The sequence below is a fragment of the Planococcus beigongshangi genome (assembly GCF_016820495.1).
Lineage (GTDB): Bacteria > Bacillota > Bacilli > Bacillales_A > Planococcaceae > Planococcus > Planococcus beigongshangi.
The window spans coordinates 20,286-39,920 of sequence record NZ_JADHDU010000005.1; the positions used below are offsets into that span (position 1 = coordinate 20,286).

Annotated in this window: 18 protein-coding genes and 1 tRNA gene; 18 read left to right on the forward strand and 1 reads right to left on the reverse strand. The window is 47.1% G+C overall.

Going from position 1 to position 19,635, the window contains the following annotated elements; all coding sequences use genetic code 11:
- The first annotated feature begins 29 nt into the window (after nt 1-29).
- The 7 genes from IQ294_RS11860 to IQ294_RS11890 all read left to right on the forward strand — a co-directional run bounded on the left by IQ294_RS11860 (nt 30) and on the right by IQ294_RS11890 (nt 6,930).
- Nucleotides 30-1,556, forward strand: a complete 1,527-nt coding sequence (locus IQ294_RS11860) for a tetratricopeptide repeat protein (protein ID WP_203334270.1) — start codon at nt 30-32, stop codon at nt 1,554-1,556.
- Nucleotides 1,557-1,624: 68 nt separating this feature from the next.
- Nucleotides 1,625-2,578: a thioredoxin-disulfide reductase gene (gene trxB / locus IQ294_RS11865; RefSeq protein ID WP_203334271.1), complete on the forward strand. Its 954-nt coding sequence runs from the start codon at nt 1,625-1,627 to the stop codon at nt 2,576-2,578.
- A gap of 708 nt (nt 2,579-3,286) precedes the next feature.
- Nucleotides 3,287-3,775: an NUDIX domain-containing protein gene (locus tag IQ294_RS11870; RefSeq protein ID WP_203334272.1), complete on the forward strand. Its 489-nt coding sequence runs from the start codon at nt 3,287-3,289 to the stop codon at nt 3,773-3,775.
- Complete coding sequence (gene rapZ, locus IQ294_RS11875; protein WP_203334273.1) at nt 3,765-4,646, forward strand: RNase adapter RapZ; 882 nt, start codon at nt 3,765-3,767, stop codon at nt 4,644-4,646. The genes IQ294_RS11870 and rapZ overlap by 11 nt, the downstream gene beginning before the upstream one ends.
- A 4-nt stretch (nt 4,647-4,650) precedes the next feature.
- Nucleotides 4,651-5,646, forward strand: a complete 996-nt coding sequence (locus tag IQ294_RS11880; RefSeq protein ID WP_284699730.1) for a gluconeogenesis factor YvcK family protein — start codon at nt 4,651-4,653, stop codon at nt 5,644-5,646.
- Between the two features lie 23 nt (nt 5,647-5,669).
- The gene (gene whiA, locus IQ294_RS11885; protein ID WP_203334274.1) at nt 5,670-6,620 is read left to right on the forward strand and encodes a DNA-binding protein WhiA; all 951 of its coding nucleotides are present in this window, start codon (nt 5,670-5,672) and stop codon (nt 6,618-6,620) included.
- 52 nt (nt 6,621-6,672) lie between these two features.
- Complete coding sequence (locus IQ294_RS11890; RefSeq protein WP_203334275.1) at nt 6,673-6,930, forward strand: HPr family phosphocarrier protein; 258 nt, start codon at nt 6,673-6,675, stop codon at nt 6,928-6,930.
- A 108-nt stretch (nt 6,931-7,038) separates the two neighbouring features.
- Here IQ294_RS11890 and clpP read toward each other — a convergent pair whose 3' ends face one another.
- Nucleotides 7,039-7,653 (reverse strand): ATP-dependent Clp endopeptidase proteolytic subunit ClpP, encoded by a 615-nt coding sequence (gene clpP, locus IQ294_RS11895; protein ID WP_203334276.1) that lies wholly within the window; start codon nt 7,651-7,653, stop codon nt 7,039-7,041.
- A 167-nt stretch (nt 7,654-7,820) separates the two neighbouring features.
- On the opposite strand from clpP, the gene IQ294_RS11900 reads away from it, so the two are divergent.
- The 11 genes from IQ294_RS11900 (at nt 7,821) to rnr (ending at nt 19,630) form a co-directional block, all read left to right on the forward strand.
- A tRNA-Arg gene (locus IQ294_RS11900) sits at nt 7,821-7,892 on the forward strand.
- A 632-nt stretch (nt 7,893-8,524) separates the two neighbouring features.
- The gene (locus IQ294_RS11905; RefSeq protein ID WP_203334277.1) at nt 8,525-8,755 is read left to right on the forward strand and encodes a glutaredoxin family protein; all 231 of its coding nucleotides are present in this window, start codon (nt 8,525-8,527) and stop codon (nt 8,753-8,755) included.
- Nucleotides 8,756-8,862: 107 nt separating this feature from the next.
- Complete coding sequence (locus IQ294_RS11910; protein ID WP_203334278.1) at nt 8,863-9,906, forward strand: sugar-binding transcriptional regulator; 1,044 nt, start codon at nt 8,863-8,865, stop codon at nt 9,904-9,906.
- Between the two features lies 1 nt (nt 9,907).
- Nucleotides 9,908-10,915, forward strand: coding sequence for a type I glyceraldehyde-3-phosphate dehydrogenase (gene gap, locus IQ294_RS11915; RefSeq protein ID WP_203334279.1), 1,008 nt, complete (start codon nt 9,908-9,910; stop codon nt 10,913-10,915).
- Between the two features lie 110 nt (nt 10,916-11,025).
- Entirely contained in the window at nt 11,026-12,213 is a 1,188-nt protein-coding gene (locus IQ294_RS11920; RefSeq protein ID WP_284699731.1) for a phosphoglycerate kinase, read from the forward strand.
- A gap of 35 nt (nt 12,214-12,248) precedes the next feature.
- Nucleotides 12,249-13,010, forward strand: coding sequence for a triose-phosphate isomerase (gene tpiA / locus IQ294_RS11925; RefSeq protein ID WP_203334280.1), 762 nt, complete (start codon nt 12,249-12,251; stop codon nt 13,008-13,010).
- Nucleotides 13,003-14,535, forward strand: a complete 1,533-nt coding sequence (gene gpmI / locus IQ294_RS11930) for a 2,3-bisphosphoglycerate-independent phosphoglycerate mutase (protein WP_203334281.1) — start codon at nt 13,003-13,005, stop codon at nt 14,533-14,535. The genes tpiA and gpmI overlap by 8 nt, the downstream gene beginning before the upstream one ends.
- Before the next feature lie 15 nt (nt 14,536-14,550).
- Nucleotides 14,551-15,846 (forward strand): phosphopyruvate hydratase, encoded by a 1,296-nt coding sequence (gene eno / locus IQ294_RS11935; protein WP_203334282.1) that lies wholly within the window; start codon nt 14,551-14,553, stop codon nt 15,844-15,846.
- Nucleotides 15,847-15,952: 106 nt separating this feature from the next.
- A complete protein-coding gene (gene secG, locus IQ294_RS11940) occupies nt 15,953-16,180 on the forward strand; it encodes a preprotein translocase subunit SecG (RefSeq protein ID WP_008429540.1) in 228 nt (75 codons plus the stop codon).
- A gap of 358 nt (nt 16,181-16,538) precedes the next feature.
- Entirely contained in the window at nt 16,539-17,285 is a 747-nt protein-coding gene (locus IQ294_RS11945) for an alpha/beta hydrolase (protein ID WP_203334283.1), read from the forward strand.
- Nucleotides 17,286-17,308: 23 nt separating this feature from the next.
- Complete coding sequence (gene rnr, locus IQ294_RS11950; RefSeq protein WP_203334284.1) at nt 17,309-19,630, forward strand: ribonuclease R; 2,322 nt, start codon at nt 17,309-17,311, stop codon at nt 19,628-19,630.
- Nucleotides 19,631-19,635: the final 5 nt, after the last annotated feature.

Sequence of the window (19,635 nt, forward strand, 5' to 3'; positions counted from 1 at the left end):
CGACCCTTTTACTTTTGCGGAGGCTAATTTTGGAGAATAAAAAAAAAATCAACCACGAGAATGTTCTGTCATTCATCCCGACAGGTGAATATTATTATAAAAAAGCGCTCAAAGAATTAAAGCGCGACAACTATCCGAAAGCCCATAAGTATCTGCAGCGTGCAACCGAGCTGAATCCGGAAGATCCGCTGATCATGATGCAGTTTGGCATCGTACTGATGGAAATGCAGGAATTCGAACAGGCTATGGACGTACTCCGGACAGCTCAGAAACTGGACCCGGAAGAGACGGACATCCTGTTTTTCCTTTCAGAAGTACATGCCCATATGGGTTTATTTCTTGATGCCAGAAAATATGCAAAAAAATATGTGGAAACCGATGTGCATGGAAAATACGCAGAAGAAGCAATGGAAATCATCGACTTTGCGGAACAGGAAGACTGGCAGCTCCTTGATGATGAAGGAGAAGCGCAGGACAGTGAATATTTCTATCTTCAGGAAAAAGCGCGGCGTTTGATGGAACAGGGAAATTTTAAGGATGCCATCAGCATGCTCGAAGATTTGATTATCGAGAAGCCTGACTTCTGGGGTGCCCACAATAATCTGGCACTGGCTTATTTCTATATCGGGGAAACGGAAAAGGCGAAAGCATTGCTTCATGACGTCCTGAAAAGAAATACCGGGAATCTGCATGCATTATGCAATTTGGCCGTATTCCATTATTATGAGAAAAATGATGAACTGGAAGACATGCTGGATCTGCTGAAAAAAATCCAGCCCTATGTTTTTGAACATCGTTATAAATTGGGTGCGACGTTTGCCCTTGTCGGAAAATACAAAGAAGCATTCCGCTGGTTAAGAAGCCTGCAGAAACGTGGATTTGACGGGGATCCCGCGTTTTACTTCTGGCTGTCGCATGCTGCGTACCATTCCAATCACGAAGATATCGCACGGCAAGCCTGGAAGCAGCTGACAGCAATGGATCCCGGCAAGGAAGGCTACGAACCGTGGCATGATAACGCCGAAATGCCCCATTCTGATGCATTGGAGCATCATCGGGACTTTCTTGTCGAAAAATTGGATCATGCGCATAGAAGCGAAAGGCTATTCGGCCTTTTTCTTCTCGGCAAATCCTCCCATAAACAGGAAATCATTTCTCATCCGAAATGGCTCCAGAGCGACCAGCCTACGCTAATTGAGACATTCATGCTGGGTTATGCACTTGGTCATCCCTATAAGCAAGATATCCCCGCAGAGCGGGCATTCATCAATGCCATGAAGGCGACGGAGATCCTCTATGAAAAAGAAGGGATGGTGACCCAGCAAAGTTCATACGCTTTCCAGATGTGGTTCATGCTGCTCGACAATGCTTTCCAGAAGAATTATCCATTTAAAAACCCGAATGCCCTCGCTGCATCGGTCGATTATATGGTCAGATCTTCGAGGGACCGCAGCATTACGAAAAAGTCGGTAGCAGAAGCTTACGGCATTTCATCCGCTACCCTGACGAAGTATATAAATGAGCTGATCGAGTTCCTTCCGTTATTTGAATCATAGGCATAATAGTTGATGCCAGCGCTGGAATCTTATACGATTTAGCTATTGAAAGTTAGGAGGATTCGACGATGACTGAAACTGAAAAGATTTATGATGTAATAATTATTGGGGCAGGGCCTGCAGGTATGACGGCTGCTGTTTACACATCAAGAGCGAACCTGTCCACATTGATGATCGAGCGGGGGATCCCGGGCGGCCAGATGGCCAATACGGAAGAAATCGAAAACTATCCTGGATTCGATCATATTCTCGGACCGGATCTTTCCACAAAAATGTTCGAACACGCGAAGAAATTCGGTGCCGAATATGCTTACGGCGATGTCAAAGGCATTGTCGACGGCGACGAATACAAAACGATCACGGCGGGCACGAAAGAATATAAAGCGCGTGCGGTCATCCTGACTACTGGTGCGGAATATAAAAAAATGGGCATTCCTGGTGAATCTGAACTTGGCGGACGCGGCGTCAGCTATTGTGCCGTTTGTGATGGGGCTTTCTTTAAACAGAAAAACCTGATCGTTGTCGGAGGCGGAGATTCCGCTGTTGAAGAAGGGGTCTATTTGACACGTTTCGCGGATAAAGTGACGATCGTCCACAGACGCGACGAATTGCGCGCTCAGAAAATCCTTCAGGACCGTGCTTTTGCCAATGAGAAAGTCGACTTTATCTGGAGCCACACGGTGAAAGAGATCAAAGGCGACAATGGCAAAGTTTCAGGAGTGACGTTAGTGTCCACTGAAGACGGCACGGAAACGGAAAAAGAGATTGATGGCGTATTCATCTATATCGGTATGCTGCCGTTGACGAAACCATTTGAAAACTTGGGTATCCTGAATGATGAAGGCTATGTGGTAACCAATGAAAAAATGGAAACTTCAGTTCCTGGCATCTATGCTGCAGGGGACTTGCGCGAAAAAACGCTGCGTCAGGTCGTAACAGCGACAGGCGATGGAAGCATTGCAGCACAGGCAGCACAACATTATATTGAGGAACTGGTTGAAAAAATCGGTCAGAACGCTTAATTTAATCCTTTCTTAATGTAGCTGTAATCTTTTTGACATGTACAGGGGGTATAGTAAGGATAGTAAATTGACCCCCTTTTTTATAGAAGTTTTGACAGGCTGTTTTCCGAATCATTCGGGAGGCAGCCTCTTTTTTTGTGTCTGTTTAAAATGAATCATAAAAGAAATTCGTTTTATAACGCGCTTCGTCGCTTTGGACTAAGCTCACACAATAAGCCGAGAAGAGCACTCGTCTTATTGCTCCGCTCCGTCCTGGCGCGCTCCTTCGCTGGTGTACACTTCTATAAATGAGAGAAAACTAAGTGAGTTCAGGAATAGGCTCCCTGCTGTGAACCACTCGGGCGAATGCCCGAGTAAGTACAGTCTCTCTGAATTGTAGTTTATTTATCAATCCGTTTCTGAGAGAAGTTTCTAAAGATATGGAGCAGAACAGCGCAGAAAACCGCAGAAAACCGCAGAAAACCGTACTGCTCCACCAGCGCTTTGCGCTTCGTCGTAAAAGTTCGACCGAATGTGGTTCGGTCGAACTCTTCCTGCGGCTTAGCGACACGACCGATACACCGCAGCGATGCAGGAGCATGGGTTTTGGAAAGCGAAGCTGTTATGCGGAATATTGGCTATATAGTCATTCGCTTTTCTTTATTTTGCATGACACGCCAGGATATGTGTATAATAGAAGAAGTTTATAATAGATGCGGAGTGTCGAGAGTGCAGCGAATCGCGAATTTATTAGTTATGAAAAATGATCAAGTCTTATTATTGAAGAAACCCCGACGCGGTTGGTACGTTGCCCCCGGCGGAAAAATGGAAGCCGGCGAATCGATTTATGAAGCGGCGGTCCGTGAATTTACGGAAGAAACGAATGCTAAACCTTTGGGCACGCGTGTCAAAGGCATTTATACGATGATGATCGAAGACAAAGGGGAGACGGTCGATGAATGGATGCTCTTCACTTTTATCGCCGACGATTTAATCGGAACCCCTTTTGTTGAAACACCGGAAGGCGTATTGGAATGGCATCCCGTTGAAAGCCTTGCGACATTGCCGATGGCGGAAGGGGACCGTACGAATTTACTGTATGCAGTCAGCCAGCCGGGCATCCAGTACGGAACTTTCCATTATACGAAGGAATTCGAATTGCTGAAAGAAACGATCCAAACTTCAACAGAAGAGGTGAAGCATCAACATGGACAATAAGACAGAAGAAACAGAGTTGATCGTAATCACCGGAATGTCAGGCGCCGGGAAGACGGTGGCGATCCAAAGCTTTGAAGATCTTGGGTTTTTCACTATCGATAATTTGCCGCCGGCGTTACTTTTGACATTCATCAAGTTGATGCGCGATTCGGGGAAATCAATGAAGCGTGTTGCAGCTGTAATGGATTTGCGGGGAGGCGACTTTTTCGACAGTTTGGTCGATGCCATTGATAATTTGGCCAAAGAGCCGAAAGTTTCCGTCACCATCCTGTTTTTGGATGCAGACAATCAAACGCTTGTCAGCCGCTATAAAGAAACCCGGAGGTCACATCCATTATCACCGGGCGGCCTTGTACTCGGCGGCATCAAAAAAGAGCGGGATATGCTGAATGACCTGCAGGGACGTGCAAAGTATATTTACAATACGTCCAGCATGAGCCCGCGGGAACTGAAAGAACGAATCATCGCAGACTTCTCTTCGAACACAAGCAATGTCTTCACCGTCAATGTCCTGTCGTTCGGTTTCAAACATGGTATGCCGATTGACGCCGATCTGGTCTTTGACGTCCGCTTCCTGCCAAACCCCTATTATATTGAAGAGTTAAAACCACTTTCCGGACTCGATGAAGAAGTGTCGAGTTATGTCCTGCAATGGAATGAAACCCAGATGCTCATGGAAAAACTGACTGATCTTCTGCAGTTCATGATCCCCCGCTATAAGAACGAAGGCAAAGCCCAATTGGTCATTGCCTTCGGCTGTACGGGCGGCCAGCATCGATCAGTCACTTTAGCTGAGTATTACGGGAAATTGTTCGCTGAAAATAATAAGACGATTATTACTCATCGCGACGTCAAAATCAGAAAGGGCTGAGTGAATGGAAACTCTGAGCCAGAGAAAAAAGCTTGTGATCATTGGTGGCGGCACCGGGTTATCCACCTTGCTGCGCGGATTGAAAAAACTGCCGATGGATCTGACTGCCATTGTTACTGTGGCAGATGACGGTGGAAGTTCCGGCAGGCTGCGGAACGATCTGGATATTCCGCCACCCGGCGATATCCGCAACGTCATGGCAGCGTTGTCCGATGCTGAACCGCTGGTTGCCGAAATGTTCCAATATCGTTTCAGCAAATCAATCGATCTGGGCGGCCATTCACTCGGTAATCTGATGCTTGCGGCCTTAACGGATCTGACAGGCGACTTTTCGCATGCCGTCAGAGAAATGAGCCGGGTGCTGAGTGTCAATGGCACGGTCATTCCGGCGGCCAACCAATTGGTGACGCTGAAAGCGGAATTTGAAGACGGGACCATCGTCAGCGGCGAGTCCAAGATTCCAGCATATCGCCAGCCGATCAAACGCGTCTTCATTGAACCGGTGGATGTCAAAACATTACCGGATACCGTGACGGCCATACGACAGGCGGATATTATCGTCATCGGACCGGGATCTCTTTATACGAGCATTCTCCCGAATTTATTGGTCAAAGATATCAAAAAGGAATTACTGGCCGCAAAAGCCAAAAAGATCTATATATGCAACCTCATGACGCAGGCGGGGGAAACCTATAAATACACGGCGGCAGACCATATCCAGGCGCTGTATGACCATGTCGGCGAGCCGTTCCTGGATGCTGTGCTGATGGATAAGGCTGAAATGCCGCCGGATGTGGTTGAACTTTATAAACAGGAAAAGGCAAGACCCGTCGCATACGACGTGGAGCGCATGGCCGAATTCGGCCTCGAAATCCATCAGGCGGATATTGCGAATATTTTTGAGAACTCTGTCCGCCATGAGCCGAGAAAAGTTGCTGAATGGCTTTTTGAATATGCAGGCGGAAAAATGAAAGAAGATAGAAAGCTTTGGTATTTCTAAAAGCTTGAAAGGGGGAGGATCGAATGTCTTTCGCTTCTGAAACAAAAAAGGAAATGACCCAGCTCGAAGTCGATGATTGCTGTGGCAAGGCGGAACTTTCAGCTTTGATCAGGATGAATGGCACACTGTCATTTTCCAGCAGACAGCTGAGTGTGGATATACAGACAGAGAATGCGGCGATTGCACGCAGAATCTATACATTATTAAAACGGTTTTACCTCCCTTATCCGGTGGAATTATTGGTGCGGAAAAAGATGAGGCTGAAAAAGAATAACGTCTATATCTGCCGGGTGCGGGATGGTTCGAAGCATATATTGGAAGATTTGCTGATCATTACGGAAGGTTTTCAATCACAGCAGGAGATCGATAAAGCATTGATCGAAAAGAATTGCTGCAAACGCGCTTATCTTCGCGGTGCATTTTTAGCAGGCGGTTCCGTTAATAACCCGGAAACTTCTTCCTATCATCTCGAAATCTACTCTTCTGACCGGGACCATGCAGATTCCCTGACAGAGCTGATGAATTTCTTCGAGTTGAACAGCAAGACGATTGAACGGAAAAAAGGCTTTATCACTTATTTAAAGGAAGCGGAAAAGATTTCTGACTTCCTGAGCGTCGCCGGTGCACATTCGGCGCTGCTGAAATTCGAGGATGTCCGCATCATCAGGGATATGCGCAACAGCGTAAACAGGCTCGTCAACTGCGAAACCGCTAACCTCAATAAAACGATTGATGCCGCACTCCGGCAAGTGGAAAACATCCGCTTCATCGACAGTGTCATCGGAGTTGAACAGCTTCCTGAACGATTAAAGGAAATTGCAAGACTGCGTGTTGAGTATCAAGATGTTACACTGAAGGAGCTGGGTGAAATGGTATCAACCGGGAAAGTCAGCAAATCGGGTGTCAATCACCGCCTTCGGAAGATTGACGAAATCGCTGAATCATTGAGAAAAGGCGAAACGATCAGCGGGTAGCCGCTGTTCTTTCATATATTGCATTACAGTCAATTTTCGGAGGAGGATATATATGGTTGAAAAACAAGTGAATGTTCAATTGAAATCAGGTTTACAGGCGAGACAGGCTGCTTTATTCGTTCAGGAAGCGAACAGATATAATTCGGATGTCTACCTTGAAAAAGAGGGAAAGAAAGTTAACGCGAAAAGCATCATGGGTATTATGAGCCTGGCTATCAGCAAAGGCACAGAAGTTATCATTTCCGCAGACGGATCTGACGAAGAGTCAGCAGTCGGCGCATTATCAGCATTAATTGAAAAAGAGGCATAAGAAAACCCCCGCAGCGATCGCTGCGGGGGTTCGTCTATGCCATTCATTGTCCAGAATCAGGCGCCCCAGCTCTTCAAGGCAGAGCTTAGCGGGTGCCGTCACTTTTCTTTAGATGTCTTCTTTCTTGTGATCAGCCGGCATTTTGCTGCGCGTGATGATCTGGTCGACCAATCCGTATTCCATCGCACGTTCAGCTGTCATGAAGTTATCACGGTCTGTATCTTTCGCAATGACATCCAGCGGCTGGCCTGTGCGTTCAGCCAAGATCTGGTTCAATTTCTCACGAAGGTGAAGAATGCGCTTGGCTGCAATTTCAATCTCCGTTGCCTGGCCTTGTGCACCGCCAAGTGGCTGGTGGATCATGACTTCAGCGTTCGGAAGCGCATAGCGTTTTCCTTTTGTTCCTGCCGCAAGCAGGAAAGCACCCATGGATGCTGCCATACCGATACAGATTGTTTGAACATCCGGACGGATGAACTGCATCGTATCATAAATTGCCATACCGGCTGTAATGCTGCCGCCAGGTGAGTTGATGTAGATGGAAATATCTTTTTCAGGATCTTCCGCTTCTAGGAACAGAAGCTGTGCAACAATGGAGTTTGCCACGTTATCATCAATGCCGCTGCCGAGCATGATGACACGGTCTTTCAAAAGACGCGAGTAAATATCGTAAGCGCGTTCTCCCCGGCTCGTCTGTTCAATTACTGTTGGAATTAAATTCATAGAAAATCCTCCTTGTGTAAGTGATTGAATTCAAGACTGAAATACATTTCAGCTGTATTAATATCATACACATTTTGGTCAATGAAGGTCAAATCTAACGTTTTGAAAAATCAGCTTGAACTCAGTCTCCTTATTTAGTATACTGGTAAAGTCGCTAAGTTAGAAACGCCCTCGTAGTGTAATGGATAACACCCAAGATTCCGATTCTTGTAATGGGGGTTCGATCCCCTCCGAGGGCATATTATTTCCAACCCGCTTTGCCAATTGATGGCGGAGCGGGTTTTTTGTTACTTTATAATCTAATCAATTGTTAAACTGATATTCCGCATAACAGCTTCGCTTTCCAGAACCCATGCTCCGGCATCGCTGCGCTAGCTTCGTCGCAAAGACTTGTCTTCGCAAGCTTCGGCCAATGTCTTGGCTCCCGCTAAATCCTCCTCGTCCGCTGCGCTCCCTGCGGTGAATCGGTCGTGTCGCTAAGCCGCAGGAAGAGATCGACCGAACAACATTCGGTCGAACTTTTGCGACGAAGCGCAAAGCGCTGGTGGAGCAGTACGGTTTTTTTTCGCTGTTCTGCTGCATATCTTAAGGAAGTTCTTTGTAGAGATAATCAGTTTATTTTATGCAAATGTGAAAGTTCTTGCTCACTCGGGCATTCGCCCGAGTACATTTGACTGTTACACTTATTCAAGAATTCACTTAAATGCTCTCATTTACAGAAGTGCACCCCAGCGAAGGAGCGCGCCAGGACGGAGCGGAGCAATAAGACGAGTGCCCTTCTCGGCTTATTGCGGGAGCTTAGTCCAAAGCGACGTAGCGGCATATCATAATCAAATTAATTAAAAAAATCGAAAAGAAAGCAGGCGAACCCATGCTAACCCTCTATACACGACCGAATTGCCCCCTATGCGAAGAAGCAAAATTGATGCTGCAGCTTGTCCAAGAGGATTTTCCGATCGGCTTCACCGAAGTCAATATAGAAGAAGACGATGTACTGCATGAAAAATACATGATCATGATCCCGGTACTGGAGCAGGAAAATGAAATACTCATATACGGCAATATCGGTTATGCCGAACTTTTGGAAGCGTTGAAACTTTAACGCTTCTTTTTTATTGCAATCAATTCGTGAATTGGTTAGAATGAAACTAGTGGGACAGAAATTTAACTAGTGGGATAAAAAGTGTCCTGAAGAGAAGGAGTGAATTTATGGATGCTTTATCTTCAGCACAGAATAAACTGTTGCCGGAAATGTCCGACCTCCTGAAAAAAAGATATCAGATCCTGCAGGCGATTCATCAGGAACAGCCGATCGGCAGAAGAACCCTGAGTGAATTTTCCGGCATGACCGAACGCGATATTCGGAAAGAAACGGATCTTTTGCGCAATCAGCAATTGATCGAGATGAAAACCGTGGGGATGGTCATTACTGAGCAGGGCGAAGAAGTCCTCTCTTCATTGAAAAAATTCATGCAGGAATTGACGGGAGTAACAGATCTCGCCGATAAATTAAAGAAGCACTTGGGGATTGCGCAAGTGGTTGTGGTTCCTTCGGATTCCGATAAGGCGATTGCTGTAAAAAATCAAATCGGGGAAGAAGCGGCCCGCATCCTTGAAAAGCATTTCGTGGGTGAGACGAAAATCGCTGTAACCGGCGGCAGTTCGCTGGCGGCGATCGCCAAAGAATTGAAGAGTGAGAAATCCTATCCGCCTCTGCAGTTTATCGCAGCGCGCGGGGGTCTCGGGGAAGATGTTCTGCACCAGGCCAATACCATCGCTTCCGATTTTGCGGAAAAGACCGGCGGCACTTTCAAAACGCTTTACCTGCCCGATCATCTTAGTGAAGAAGCATATACCATGATGATGAAGGAACCGCTCATCAAGGAAATGATGTCTCTTTACGATCAAACGGATCTGGTTGTGCATGGCATCGGCAATGCACAGGAAATGGCGATACGCCGCCGTTCGACAGTTGAAGAACTTGAGCGGATCACAGCTGGCGGCGCCGTCAGTGAAGCGTTCGGTTATTATTTCGACGAAGAAGGCAATGTTGTTTATCGCATCAGATCTGCGGGAATCCAATTGGAACAGGTCCAGAAAGCTCCGGCCATCCTTGCAGTAGCAGGGGGAAGGTCGAAAGCGGATGCTATCCGGTCCTATTTCAAAAATGCACCCGAACGAACGGTGCTGGTCACAGATGAAGCTGCAGCAAAAGAAATTCTAAAACTTAACGAAAACTTAGGAGGAAATTGATATGACTTTAAAAATGGCGATTAACGGCTTTGGCCGTATTGGACGTGTAGTATTCCGTGAAGCGTTGGCAAATCCTGAAGTGGAAGTAGTGGCAGTAAACGATCTGACAGATGCAGCAATGCTTGCACACCTTTTGAAATTCGATTCAATCCACGGCACTCTTGACGCAGAAGTTTCAGCGAACGGCGAAAATATTGTCGTGAACGGCAAAGAGATCAAAGTATGCTCTGAAAAAGATCCGGCGCAATTGCCTTGGAAAGAACTTGGAATCGATATCGTCCTTGAGTCGACTGGTATTTTCACAACTGAAGAAAAAGCTTCGAAGCACATTGAAGCAGGCGCTAAGAAAGTCATCCTTTCAGCACCCGGCAAAAATGGCATGAAAATGCTTGTCATGGGCGTTAACGAAGAATCTTATGATCCTGCACAACACCATGTCGTGTCGAACGCATCATGCACAACAAACGGCTTGTCTGGAATCTCTAAAGTCCTGAACAATAAATTCGGCATCAAGAAAGCGATGATGACGACGATCCACTCTTATACAAATGACCAGGCTCTGCTTGACGCTCCTCACTCCGACTACCGGCGCGCACGTGCAGCAGCAGAGTCGATGATCCCGACAACTACTGGCGCAGCGAAATCAGTCGCAAAAGTATTGCCGGAACTTGAAGGCAAAATCGATGGCATGGCAATCCGCGTGCCAACACCGAACGTTTCATTGATCGACCTGGTTGCAGAACTTGAGACGGATGCGTCTGTTGAAGAAGTGAACCAAGCGCTTAAAGAAGCGACTGAAAACGAGCTGAAAGGCTACTTGGCTTACAGCGAGCTTCCACTTGTTTCACGCGATTATAACGGCAACACAGCTTCAGCGACAGTTGACGCATTGTCTACAATGGCTCTTGGCGGAAATATGGTCAAAGTCCTTGCATGGTACGACAACGAATCAGGCTATTCTGCACGCTGCGTAGACTTGGCTGTCTACATGTACAACAAGGGGCTTTAATCCCAAAATCATAGCTTAATTACCGATGAACCTCTATAATAAAAGAGGGTAAAAGGGGTGGGGATTTACCCCACCCCTTATTTTTTTGAATACAAATAGGAGGTATTTTCATGCTGCAGAAAATGACCATGAAAGATTTGGATTTGAAAGGAAAGCGCGTATTTTGCCGAGTCGATTTCAACGTACCGATGAAAGACGGGGAAGTGACGGATGATACACGGATCCGCGCAGCTGTTCCGACTATTGAGTATTTAATCGGCGAAGGCGCAAAAGTGATTTTGGCAAGCCATTTGGGCCGCCCTAAGGGTGAGGTCAACGAAGAGATGAGGCTTGCTGCGGCAGGAGCCCGTTTAAGTGAATTGTTACATAAAGACGTAAAAAGTCTAAAAGAATCAATCGGTGAAACGGTTGAAAATGAAATCGCGGAGATGCAGGAAGGCGGCATCGTGCTGCTCGAGAACGTCCGCTTCCACGCTGGAGAAGAAAAGAATGATGAAGAATTGGCAAAAGCTTTTGCGGGCCTTGCTGATGTCTTCGTCAATGATGCGTTCGGGGCGGCACACCGTGCACACGCTTCGACAGCCGGTATTGCGGCATATCTTCCGGCTGTATCCGGACTGCTTCTTGAAAAAGAGCTGGATGTTCTAGGTAAAGCGCTGTCTGAACCGGAACGTCCGTTTACAGCCATCATCGGCGGTGCGAAAGTGAAGGATAAAATCGGCGTAATCGATCATTTGCTTGATAAAGTCGATAACCTGATCATCGGCGGCGGTTTGTCCTATACCTTTATCAAGGCGCAAGGCCACGAAATCGGCCAATCTCTGTTAGAGGAAGATAAATTGGATCTGGCGAAAACCTTCCTTGAAAAAGCCGAAGAAAAAGGGGTTAAATTCTTCCTGCCGATCGATGCTGTAGTAGCGAGTGAGTTTTCAGCTGATGCAGAAACGAAGAGCGTGAAAATCGAAGAAATCCCTTCCGACTGGATGGGTCTTGACATCGGACCTGAAACGGCTGATATATACAGAGACGTCATCAAAAATTCGAAGTTGATCATCTGGAATGGGCCGATGGGCGTCTTCGAAATGGAGCCGTTTGCGAACGGCACGCGTTCCATAGCCAAGGCGATGGCTGAAACTGAAGGATATACGATCATCGGTGGCGGAGATTCTGCAGCTGCGGTCGAAAAATTCGAAGTAGCGGACAAGATGGATCATATTTCAACAGGCGGCGGTGCTTCACTTGAGTTCATGGAAGGCAAGGATTTACCTGGTGTAAGCGCACTGACTGATAAGAAATAAACGAGTTGTCCAAATCATGGAAAGGGAGTGTTTTCTTGAGAAAACCGATTATTGCCGGAAACTGGAAAATGTATAAAACCGCTTCGGAGGCATCGGCTTTTATCGAAGAAGTGAAGACGGCTTTGCCTGACACGGGAAAAGTGGATGCAGTTATTTGTGCTCCAGCCGTATTCCTTCAAAACCTGTCGGCATCCGTTGAGCAAACCGGTTTGAAGATCGGGGCGCAGACGATGCACGAGGAAAAAGAAGGGGCCTTTACGGGTGAAACCAGTCCAGTCCAATTAAAAGATCTGGGTGTGGAATATGTCATTATCGGCCATTCCGAACGCCGTCAGTATTTCAATGAAACAGACGAGTCTGCAAATAGAAAAGTCCAGTCTGCATTTGAGCACGGCCTGGCACCCATTCTTTGTGTGGGTGAATCTTTGGAACAGCGTGAAAGCGGCGAAACCGGTCAAGTGGTCGAAGCACAGATTGAAAAAGGAATGGCAAATCTATCAGCGGATCAGGCGGCATCTCTTGTCATCGCCTATGAGCCGATCTGGGCTATCGGTACGGGTAAAACGGCGACGGCAGAAGATGCCAACGAAGTATGCGGCATCATCCGTAACAAAGTCGCATCCCTGTTTTCTGGTGAAACAGCTCAGGCAGTACGCATCCAATACGGCGGCAGTGTCAAACCGGCCAATATTGAAGAACTTCTGGGCATGGAGCACATTGACGGCGCTCTAGTGGGCGGCGCAAGTCTGGAAGCGGAGTCGTTCCTTAAACTATTGGAGGCTGGTGCAAATGCGTAATACGCAAAATCCGGTGGCTTTGATCATTTTGGATGGTTTCGGCTGCCGCGAAGAAACATTCGGCAATGCCGTTGCCCAGGCCAACAAACCGAATTTTGACCGCTTATGGAACCATTATCCCCATGAACTCCTGACGGCATCAGGAGAAGCTGTCGGGCTGCCGGATGGCCAAATGGGGAATTCGGAAGTCGGCCATTTGAATATCGGTGCGGGCCGGATTGTCTATCAGAATTTAACGCGCATCAACAAAGCGATCCGTGAACGCGAATTCTTTCAGAATCCAGCTTTTTTGGAAGCAATTTCAAAAGCGAAAGCTAATAACTCGGCTCTTCATTTGATGGGGTTATTATCAGATGGCGGAGTGCACAGCCATTATGAGCATTTATTCGCTCTATTGGAATTGGCGAAACAGCATGACCTTGAACAGGTTTATGTCCACGGCTTTTTGGATGGCCGGGATGTTGGACCGCAAACTGCTTTACAGTATATAGAAGAAACAGAAGCGAAAATGGCGGAAATCGGTATCGGTAAATTTGCTTCGATTTCAGGCCGCTATTATGCCATGGACCGAGATAAACGCTGGGACCGTGCTGAAACGGCTTACCGCGTTCTGGTTGATGGCACCGGCCTTCATGCATCAGATCCAAGTGAGGGCGTCATCAGGTCCTACGACCAGGGGATCATGGATGAGTTCGTTGTTCCGTTTTATATCGAAGAAAACGGGGAGCCGGTGGCGACGATCAAGTCCGAGGATTCACTCATCTTCTTCAACTTCCGGCCGGACCGGGCGATTCAGCTGACTTCGGCTTTATTGACGACGGATTTCGACAGTTTTCCGTTAAGCCCGAATCATCCGTTCCGACTCACTTTTGTATCTTTCACAGCATATAGTGATGTGTTGCCGACACGTATCGCTTTTGAGACATTAAATCTCGAAAATACAGTCGGTGAAGTGATTTCTTCGAATGGTTTAACCCAATTAAGAATTGCAGAGACAGAAAAATATCCGCATGTCACTTTCTTTATGAGCGGCGGACGTGAAAATGTCTTCCAGGGTGAAGAACGGATCCTCGTCAATTCACCGAAAGTGGCGACTTACGATCTGCAGCCGGAAATGAGTGCTTACGAAGTCACTGACCGGCTGATTGAAAAGATTGAAGCGGAAGCGCATGACGCCATCATCCTGAATTTCGCAAATCCGGATATGGTCGGCCACAGCGGCATGCTGGAGCCGACGATCAAAGCGATTGAGACAGTCGATGAATGCCTCGGCAGAATTGTCGATGCTCTGCATGCTAAAGGCGGTACAGCCATCATCACTGCGGATCACGGAAATTCGGATGAAGTGCTGACGCCCGAAGGCTTGCCGATGACGGCGCATACGACAAACCAGGTACCGGTGATCGTTACGAAATCAGGCGCCGTTCTGAGACCGGGTGGAATTCTTGCAGATTTGGCCCCGACGCTATTGAAATTGATGGATATCGAACAACCGGCAGAAATGACCGGAAAACCACTATATTAAAGGGAGCTGTTTAGATTGCCAATTATCACTCAAATTTTAGCACGCGAAGTTCTTGATTCACGGGGGAACCCGACAGTAGAAGTGGAAGTATTCACGGACAGCGGCGCATTCGGCCGCGCAATCGTACCGTCTGGTGCATCCACGGGGGAACACGAAGCAGTCGAGCTGCGTGACGGCGACAAAGGCCGTTACATGGGCAAAGGCGTTTTGAAAGCAGTTGATTTTGTAAACAATGAAATCGCTGAAGAACTTGAAGAAAACTATTCCGTTTTGGATCAGGTGTCAATCGATCAGGCGTTGATCGAACTTGACGGCACGGAAAACAAAGGCCGTCTTGGTGCAAATGCGATTCTTGGCGTTTCAATGGCAGCAGCTCATGCTGCGGCGGATTATTTGGACGTTCCGCTTTATCAATACCTGGGCGGTTTCAATGCCAAGCAATTGCCTGTTCCGATGATGAATATCCTGAACGGCGGCGAACATGCCGATAACAACGTTGATATCCAGGAATTCATGGTTATGCCGGTTGGTGCAGAAACTTTCCGCCATGCACTTCGCATGGGCGCTGAAATCTTCCATCAGCTGAAAAGCGTTCTGAAAGAAAAAGGCTATAACACTTCTGTCGGTGACGAAGGCGGTTTTGCGCCAAACCTCGGTTCTAACGAAGAAGCGCTTGAAACCATCATGACAGCAATCGAAAAAGCCGGTTTCAAAGCAGGGGAAGATGTATTGCTTGCAATGGACGTCGCTTCATCTGAAATCTACGATAAAGAAAAAGGCGTTTACAATCTTGCAGGAGATAACCTTGTGAAAACTTCTGCCGAGATGGTCGACTGGTACGAAGAGCTTGTAAACAAATACCCGATCATTTCAATTGAGGACGGCTTGGATGAAAACGACTGGGACGGCCATAAATTGCTGACAGAGCGCATCGGCGACCGTGTACAATTAGTCGGAGACGATCTGTTCGTAACGAATACGAAGAAATTGGCACAGGGAATTGAGCAGGGCATCAGCAACTCAATCCTGATAAAAGTGAACCAAATCGGTACATTGACAGAAACATTCGATGCCATCGAAATGGCGAAACGTGCCGGCTACACAGCTGTCATCAGCCACCGTTCAGGCGAATCGGAAGATGTAACGATTGCGGACATCGCAGTTGCGACAAATGCTGGACAGATCAAAACAGGGGCTCCTTCGCGTACGGACCGTGTTGCGAAATACAACCAATTGCTTCGCATCGAAGATCAATTACATGACACGGCTAAATACCTCGGCGTCAAAACTTTCTACAACTTGAATAAATAATAGAGAAAAGAGGATTTTTCCTCTTTTTTCTATTGCTATTGTCATAGGTCGCAATTTTTGGTAAACTTATTCTTGTTGTGAAGGTTTTAATCAGGAGGTGGAATTTATGCATACGTTGTTAATGACGTTACTCGTCATCGTATCGCTCGCATTAATCGTTGTCGTACTATTGCAATCAGGGAAAAGTGCAGGTCTTTCAGGAGCCATCTCCGGTGGAGCTGAGCAACTTTTCGGCAAGCAAAAAGCACGTGGACTTGATCTTGTCCTCCACCGTGTAACGATTGTACTTGCTGCCTTATTCTTTATTTTGGCTATCGCCGTAACGAAAGTATAATGTAGATGACTAAATCGCCTGACCAATAAACTGGTTGGGCGTTTTCTTTTATAATCGATATTCCGCAAAACAGCTTCGCTTTCCTAGGGGCTTGCACTGAGCTAACTCGGGCTCGTTCCACTTCACCCAAGTGGATCTCAGCACTTCGCTCGAAACAGAGTTGGAAAGCCAACTCCGTTTCTTTTCCCTTGGGAGTCTTCGCTATTTTGCTCCATATCTCAGCTATATAAAAAATATATATTTCTAGTTAGGATAAATATATTGATTATTGATTGTAGTGGAAGGCGGCGACTCCCGCAGAAAGCGTCCGCCTGAAACGGAAATCAATACATGGATAATAACAACTGGAGGGATTTGTATGAGGATTACACCGCCGAAACCATTTTTCTTCAAAGCGGGACCACGTGCGGTTCTTTTATTGCATGGCTTTACCGGCAATTCCGCTGATGTGCGGATGCTAGGGCGTTTTCTGGAAAAAAAAGGTTATACATCGCTTGCCCCTCATCTGGAAGGGCATGGAGTGGAACCGGAACAATTAGTGAAAAGCGGACCTGAAGGCTGGTGGCGCGAAGTTGAAAAGGCTTATCAGACATTGAAAGACGAAGGCTATTCGGAAATTGCTGTCGGCGGATTGTCGCTTGGCGGCGTATTATCATTGAAAGCCGGGTATACATTCCCTGTAAAGGGTGTGTTTACGATGTGCTCTCCGATGATTATGAAAACGACGGATTTATTGTTTGAAGGAGTCATCCAATACGCCCGGAATTACAAAAAGCTTGAAGGAAAAGACGACGCTGTTATCGAAGAAGAGATAAACGCCCTTCGTGAACACGGCATGGCTTCACTGGCGGATCTGCGGGAATTGGTGCAGGATGTCCGGACACATGCCGACCACGTATATGCACCGGTGTTTGTAGTGCAGGGGTCTTTGGATAATGTGATTGATACTGATTCCGCCAATATTATTTACGATACAGTGGAATCATTCGATAAGAAGATTAAATGGTACGAGAAATCGGGGCATGTTATTACCTTGGATAAGGAAAAAGAACAATTGCATGAAGATGTATTGGAATTTCTCGAATCGCTCGATTGGAGCGTGTGAGATTGCCAGAAGGAGGAATTGATATGGGAAACAATGAAATATCGCTGGATCAGCGCCTGCTGTCATTTATGCGGGAAGATGCATATAAACCGCTGACTGTTCAGGAAATTGAAGAACAGTTCGGATTTGAAGATGCAGACGAATTTAAGGAATTGGTAAAAACACTGGTTAAATTGGAAGAAAAAGGACTATTGGTGCGTTCACGTGCGAATCGATATGGGGTTCCAGAACGGATGAACCTGATGAGCGGCAAGTTCATCGGACATCCACGCGGCTTCGGTTTTGTCGCATATGATGAAGCTGGCCAGGATGATATCTTTATTCCGCCGACAGAAGTGAACGGCGCCATCAACGGTGACCGGGTTATGGTAAGAATTGCGGAATCTTCGGGCGGTGACCGCCGTGAAGGTGCAATCATCCGTATTTTGGAACGCGGCACGACGCAGGTGGTCGGAACTTTCCAGGACAACCGCGGCTTTGGTTTTGTCGTTTCAGATGATAAAAAAATGAATATGGATATTTTTATTGCCAAAGATGATACGCTCGGCGCGATAGACGGCCATAAAGTGGTCGTGGAAATCACAGGCTGGCCAGAAGGCAGAAAATCAGCCACCGGAATGGTCAAACAGATTCTCGGCCATAAAAATGATCCGGGTGTGGATATCCTTTCCATCATCCATAAACACGGAATTGAAATTGAATTTCCACAGACGGTGCTTGATGAAGCAAATGCCGTGCCGGATGAAATCGATCCGCAGGACGTCGAAGGCAGAAGAGATCTTCGCGAAGAAGCGATCGTCACGATTGACGGTGCCGACGCGAAAGACCTGGATGATGCCGTGCAGGTGCTTAAACTGGAAGATGGCACATATAAACTCGGCGTCCATATTGCAGATGTCAGCCATTACATCAAGGAAGGGTCGGAAATGGACCGGGAAGCATATGACCGTGCGACAAGCGTGTATTTGACGGACCGTGTTATTCCGATGATTCCTCACCGCCTGTCGAACGGCATCTGTTCACTGAATCCGAACGTTGACCGCCTGACATTATCTTGTGAAATGATTTTCAATGACCAGGGAGAAGTCCTGTCCCATGAAATTTTCCAGAGTGTGATCCGTACTTCGGCAAGAATGACATATACGGACGTTTATGAAATTCTTGAACAGGATAATCAGGAGCTGAAAGAGAAATACAGTGCACTGGTGCCGATGTTTGAAAAGATGAAGGAATTGGCGGAAATTCTCCGTACGAAACGTATGCGCCGCGGTGCCATCGATTTTGACTTTAAAGAATCGAAAGTACTGGTGGACGAAGACGGCAATCCGATTGATGTGGTCGTCCGGGAACGTACAGTTTCTGAACGCCTCATCGAAGAATTCATGCTTGCGGCCAATGAAACTGTGGCTGAACATTTCCATCGTATGGAAGTGCCGGCACTTTACCGCATCCACGAAGATCCGAAGCCTGAAAAACTGCAGCGTTTCTTTGAATTCGTCACTAATTTTGGTATCGTTGTAAAAGGTACTGGTAACCAGGTCCATCCGCGTGCATTACAGGAAATCGTGGAATCTGTCGCTGGGAAGCCGGAAGAACCGGTTGTTTCAACGATGATGCTCCGTTCCATGCAACAGGCGAAGTATTCAGCGGAAAGCCTGGGGCATTTCGGTCTTTCGACTGAATTCTATACGCACTTCACATCGCCGATCCGCCGTTATCCGGATTTGATCATCCATAGGCTGATCCGCACGTATCTGATAGAGAAAGACCTTTCGAAATCGACAATTATGCACTGGGAAGCGAATATGGATGATATCGCGACGCATACTTCTGAACGTGAAAGACGTGCGGTGGAAGCTGAGCGCGATACGGATGCTCTCAAGAAAACCCAGTTCATGGCCGATAAGATCGGTGAGGAATTTACAGGGATCGTTTCTTCTGTGACGAACTTCGGCCTATTCATTGAGTTGCCGAATACAATCGAAGGGCTGGTCCATGTTTCCAATATGACGGATGACTTCTACCGTTTCGACGACCGCCAGATGATGATGATCGGCGAGCGCAGCAACCGCCAGTTCCGCATCGGTGACGAAGTGGAGATCAAAGTGATCGGCGTCAAACCGGAAGAATCAGCCATTGACTTTGAAATTGTCGGTATGGTGCAAAATGTCCGCCGTACAAGAAAAGACGCGCCGAAAGTGATCCGCGCATCGAAAAAAGAAGGCGCTGGGAAAGTCGGGCGTGACGGCAAGAAAACAGACGGAGGACCGACCCGCAAGGGCAAGAATCCGAAAAAGAAATTCTATGAAGGCGCAGCGAAGAAGAATAAGCGCAAAAAGAAATGAGCAGG

Bases quoted from the DNA above. Each gene is read 5' to 3' on its own strand.
- IQ294_RS11945 (WP_203334283.1), top strand. From the start codon at position 16,539: ATGAGGATTACACCGCCGAAACCATTTTTCTTCAAAGCGGGACCACGT.
- trxB (WP_203334271.1), top strand. From the start codon at position 1,625: ATGACTGAAACTGAAAAGATTTATGATGTAATAATTATTGGGGCAGGG.
- IQ294_RS11890 (WP_203334275.1), top strand. From the start codon at position 6,673: ATGGTTGAAAAACAAGTGAATGTTCAATTGAAATCAGGTTTACAGGCG.
- IQ294_RS11905 (WP_203334277.1), top strand. From the start codon at position 8,525: ATGCTAACCCTCTATACACGACCGAATTGCCCCCTATGCGAAGAAGCA.
- IQ294_RS11880 (WP_284699730.1), top strand. From the start codon at position 4,651: ATGGAAACTCTGAGCCAGAGAAAAAAGCTTGTGATCATTGGTGGCGGC.
- IQ294_RS11910 (WP_203334278.1), top strand. From the start codon at position 8,863: ATGGATGCTTTATCTTCAGCACAGAATAAACTGTTGCCGGAAATGTCC.
- rapZ (WP_203334273.1), top strand. From the start codon at position 3,765: ATGGACAATAAGACAGAAGAAACAGAGTTGATCGTAATCACCGGAATG.
- rnr (WP_203334284.1), top strand. From the start codon at position 17,309: ATGGGAAACAATGAAATATCGCTGGATCAGCGCCTGCTGTCATTTATG.
- secG (WP_008429540.1), top strand. From the start codon at position 15,953: ATGCATACGTTGTTAATGACGTTACTCGTCATCGTATCGCTCGCATTA.
- gap (WP_203334279.1), top strand. From the start codon at position 9,908: ATGACTTTAAAAATGGCGATTAACGGCTTTGGCCGTATTGGACGTGTA.
- whiA (WP_203334274.1), top strand. From the start codon at position 5,670: ATGTCTTTCGCTTCTGAAACAAAAAAGGAAATGACCCAGCTCGAAGTC.
- clpP (WP_203334276.1), bottom strand. From the start codon at position 7,653: ATGAATTTAATTCCAACAGTAATTGAACAGACGAGCCGGGGAGAACGC.
- IQ294_RS11920 (WP_284699731.1), top strand. From the start codon at position 11,026: ATGCTGCAGAAAATGACCATGAAAGATTTGGATTTGAAAGGAAAGCGC.
- gpmI (WP_203334281.1), top strand. From the start codon at position 13,003: ATGCGTAATACGCAAAATCCGGTGGCTTTGATCATTTTGGATGGTTTC.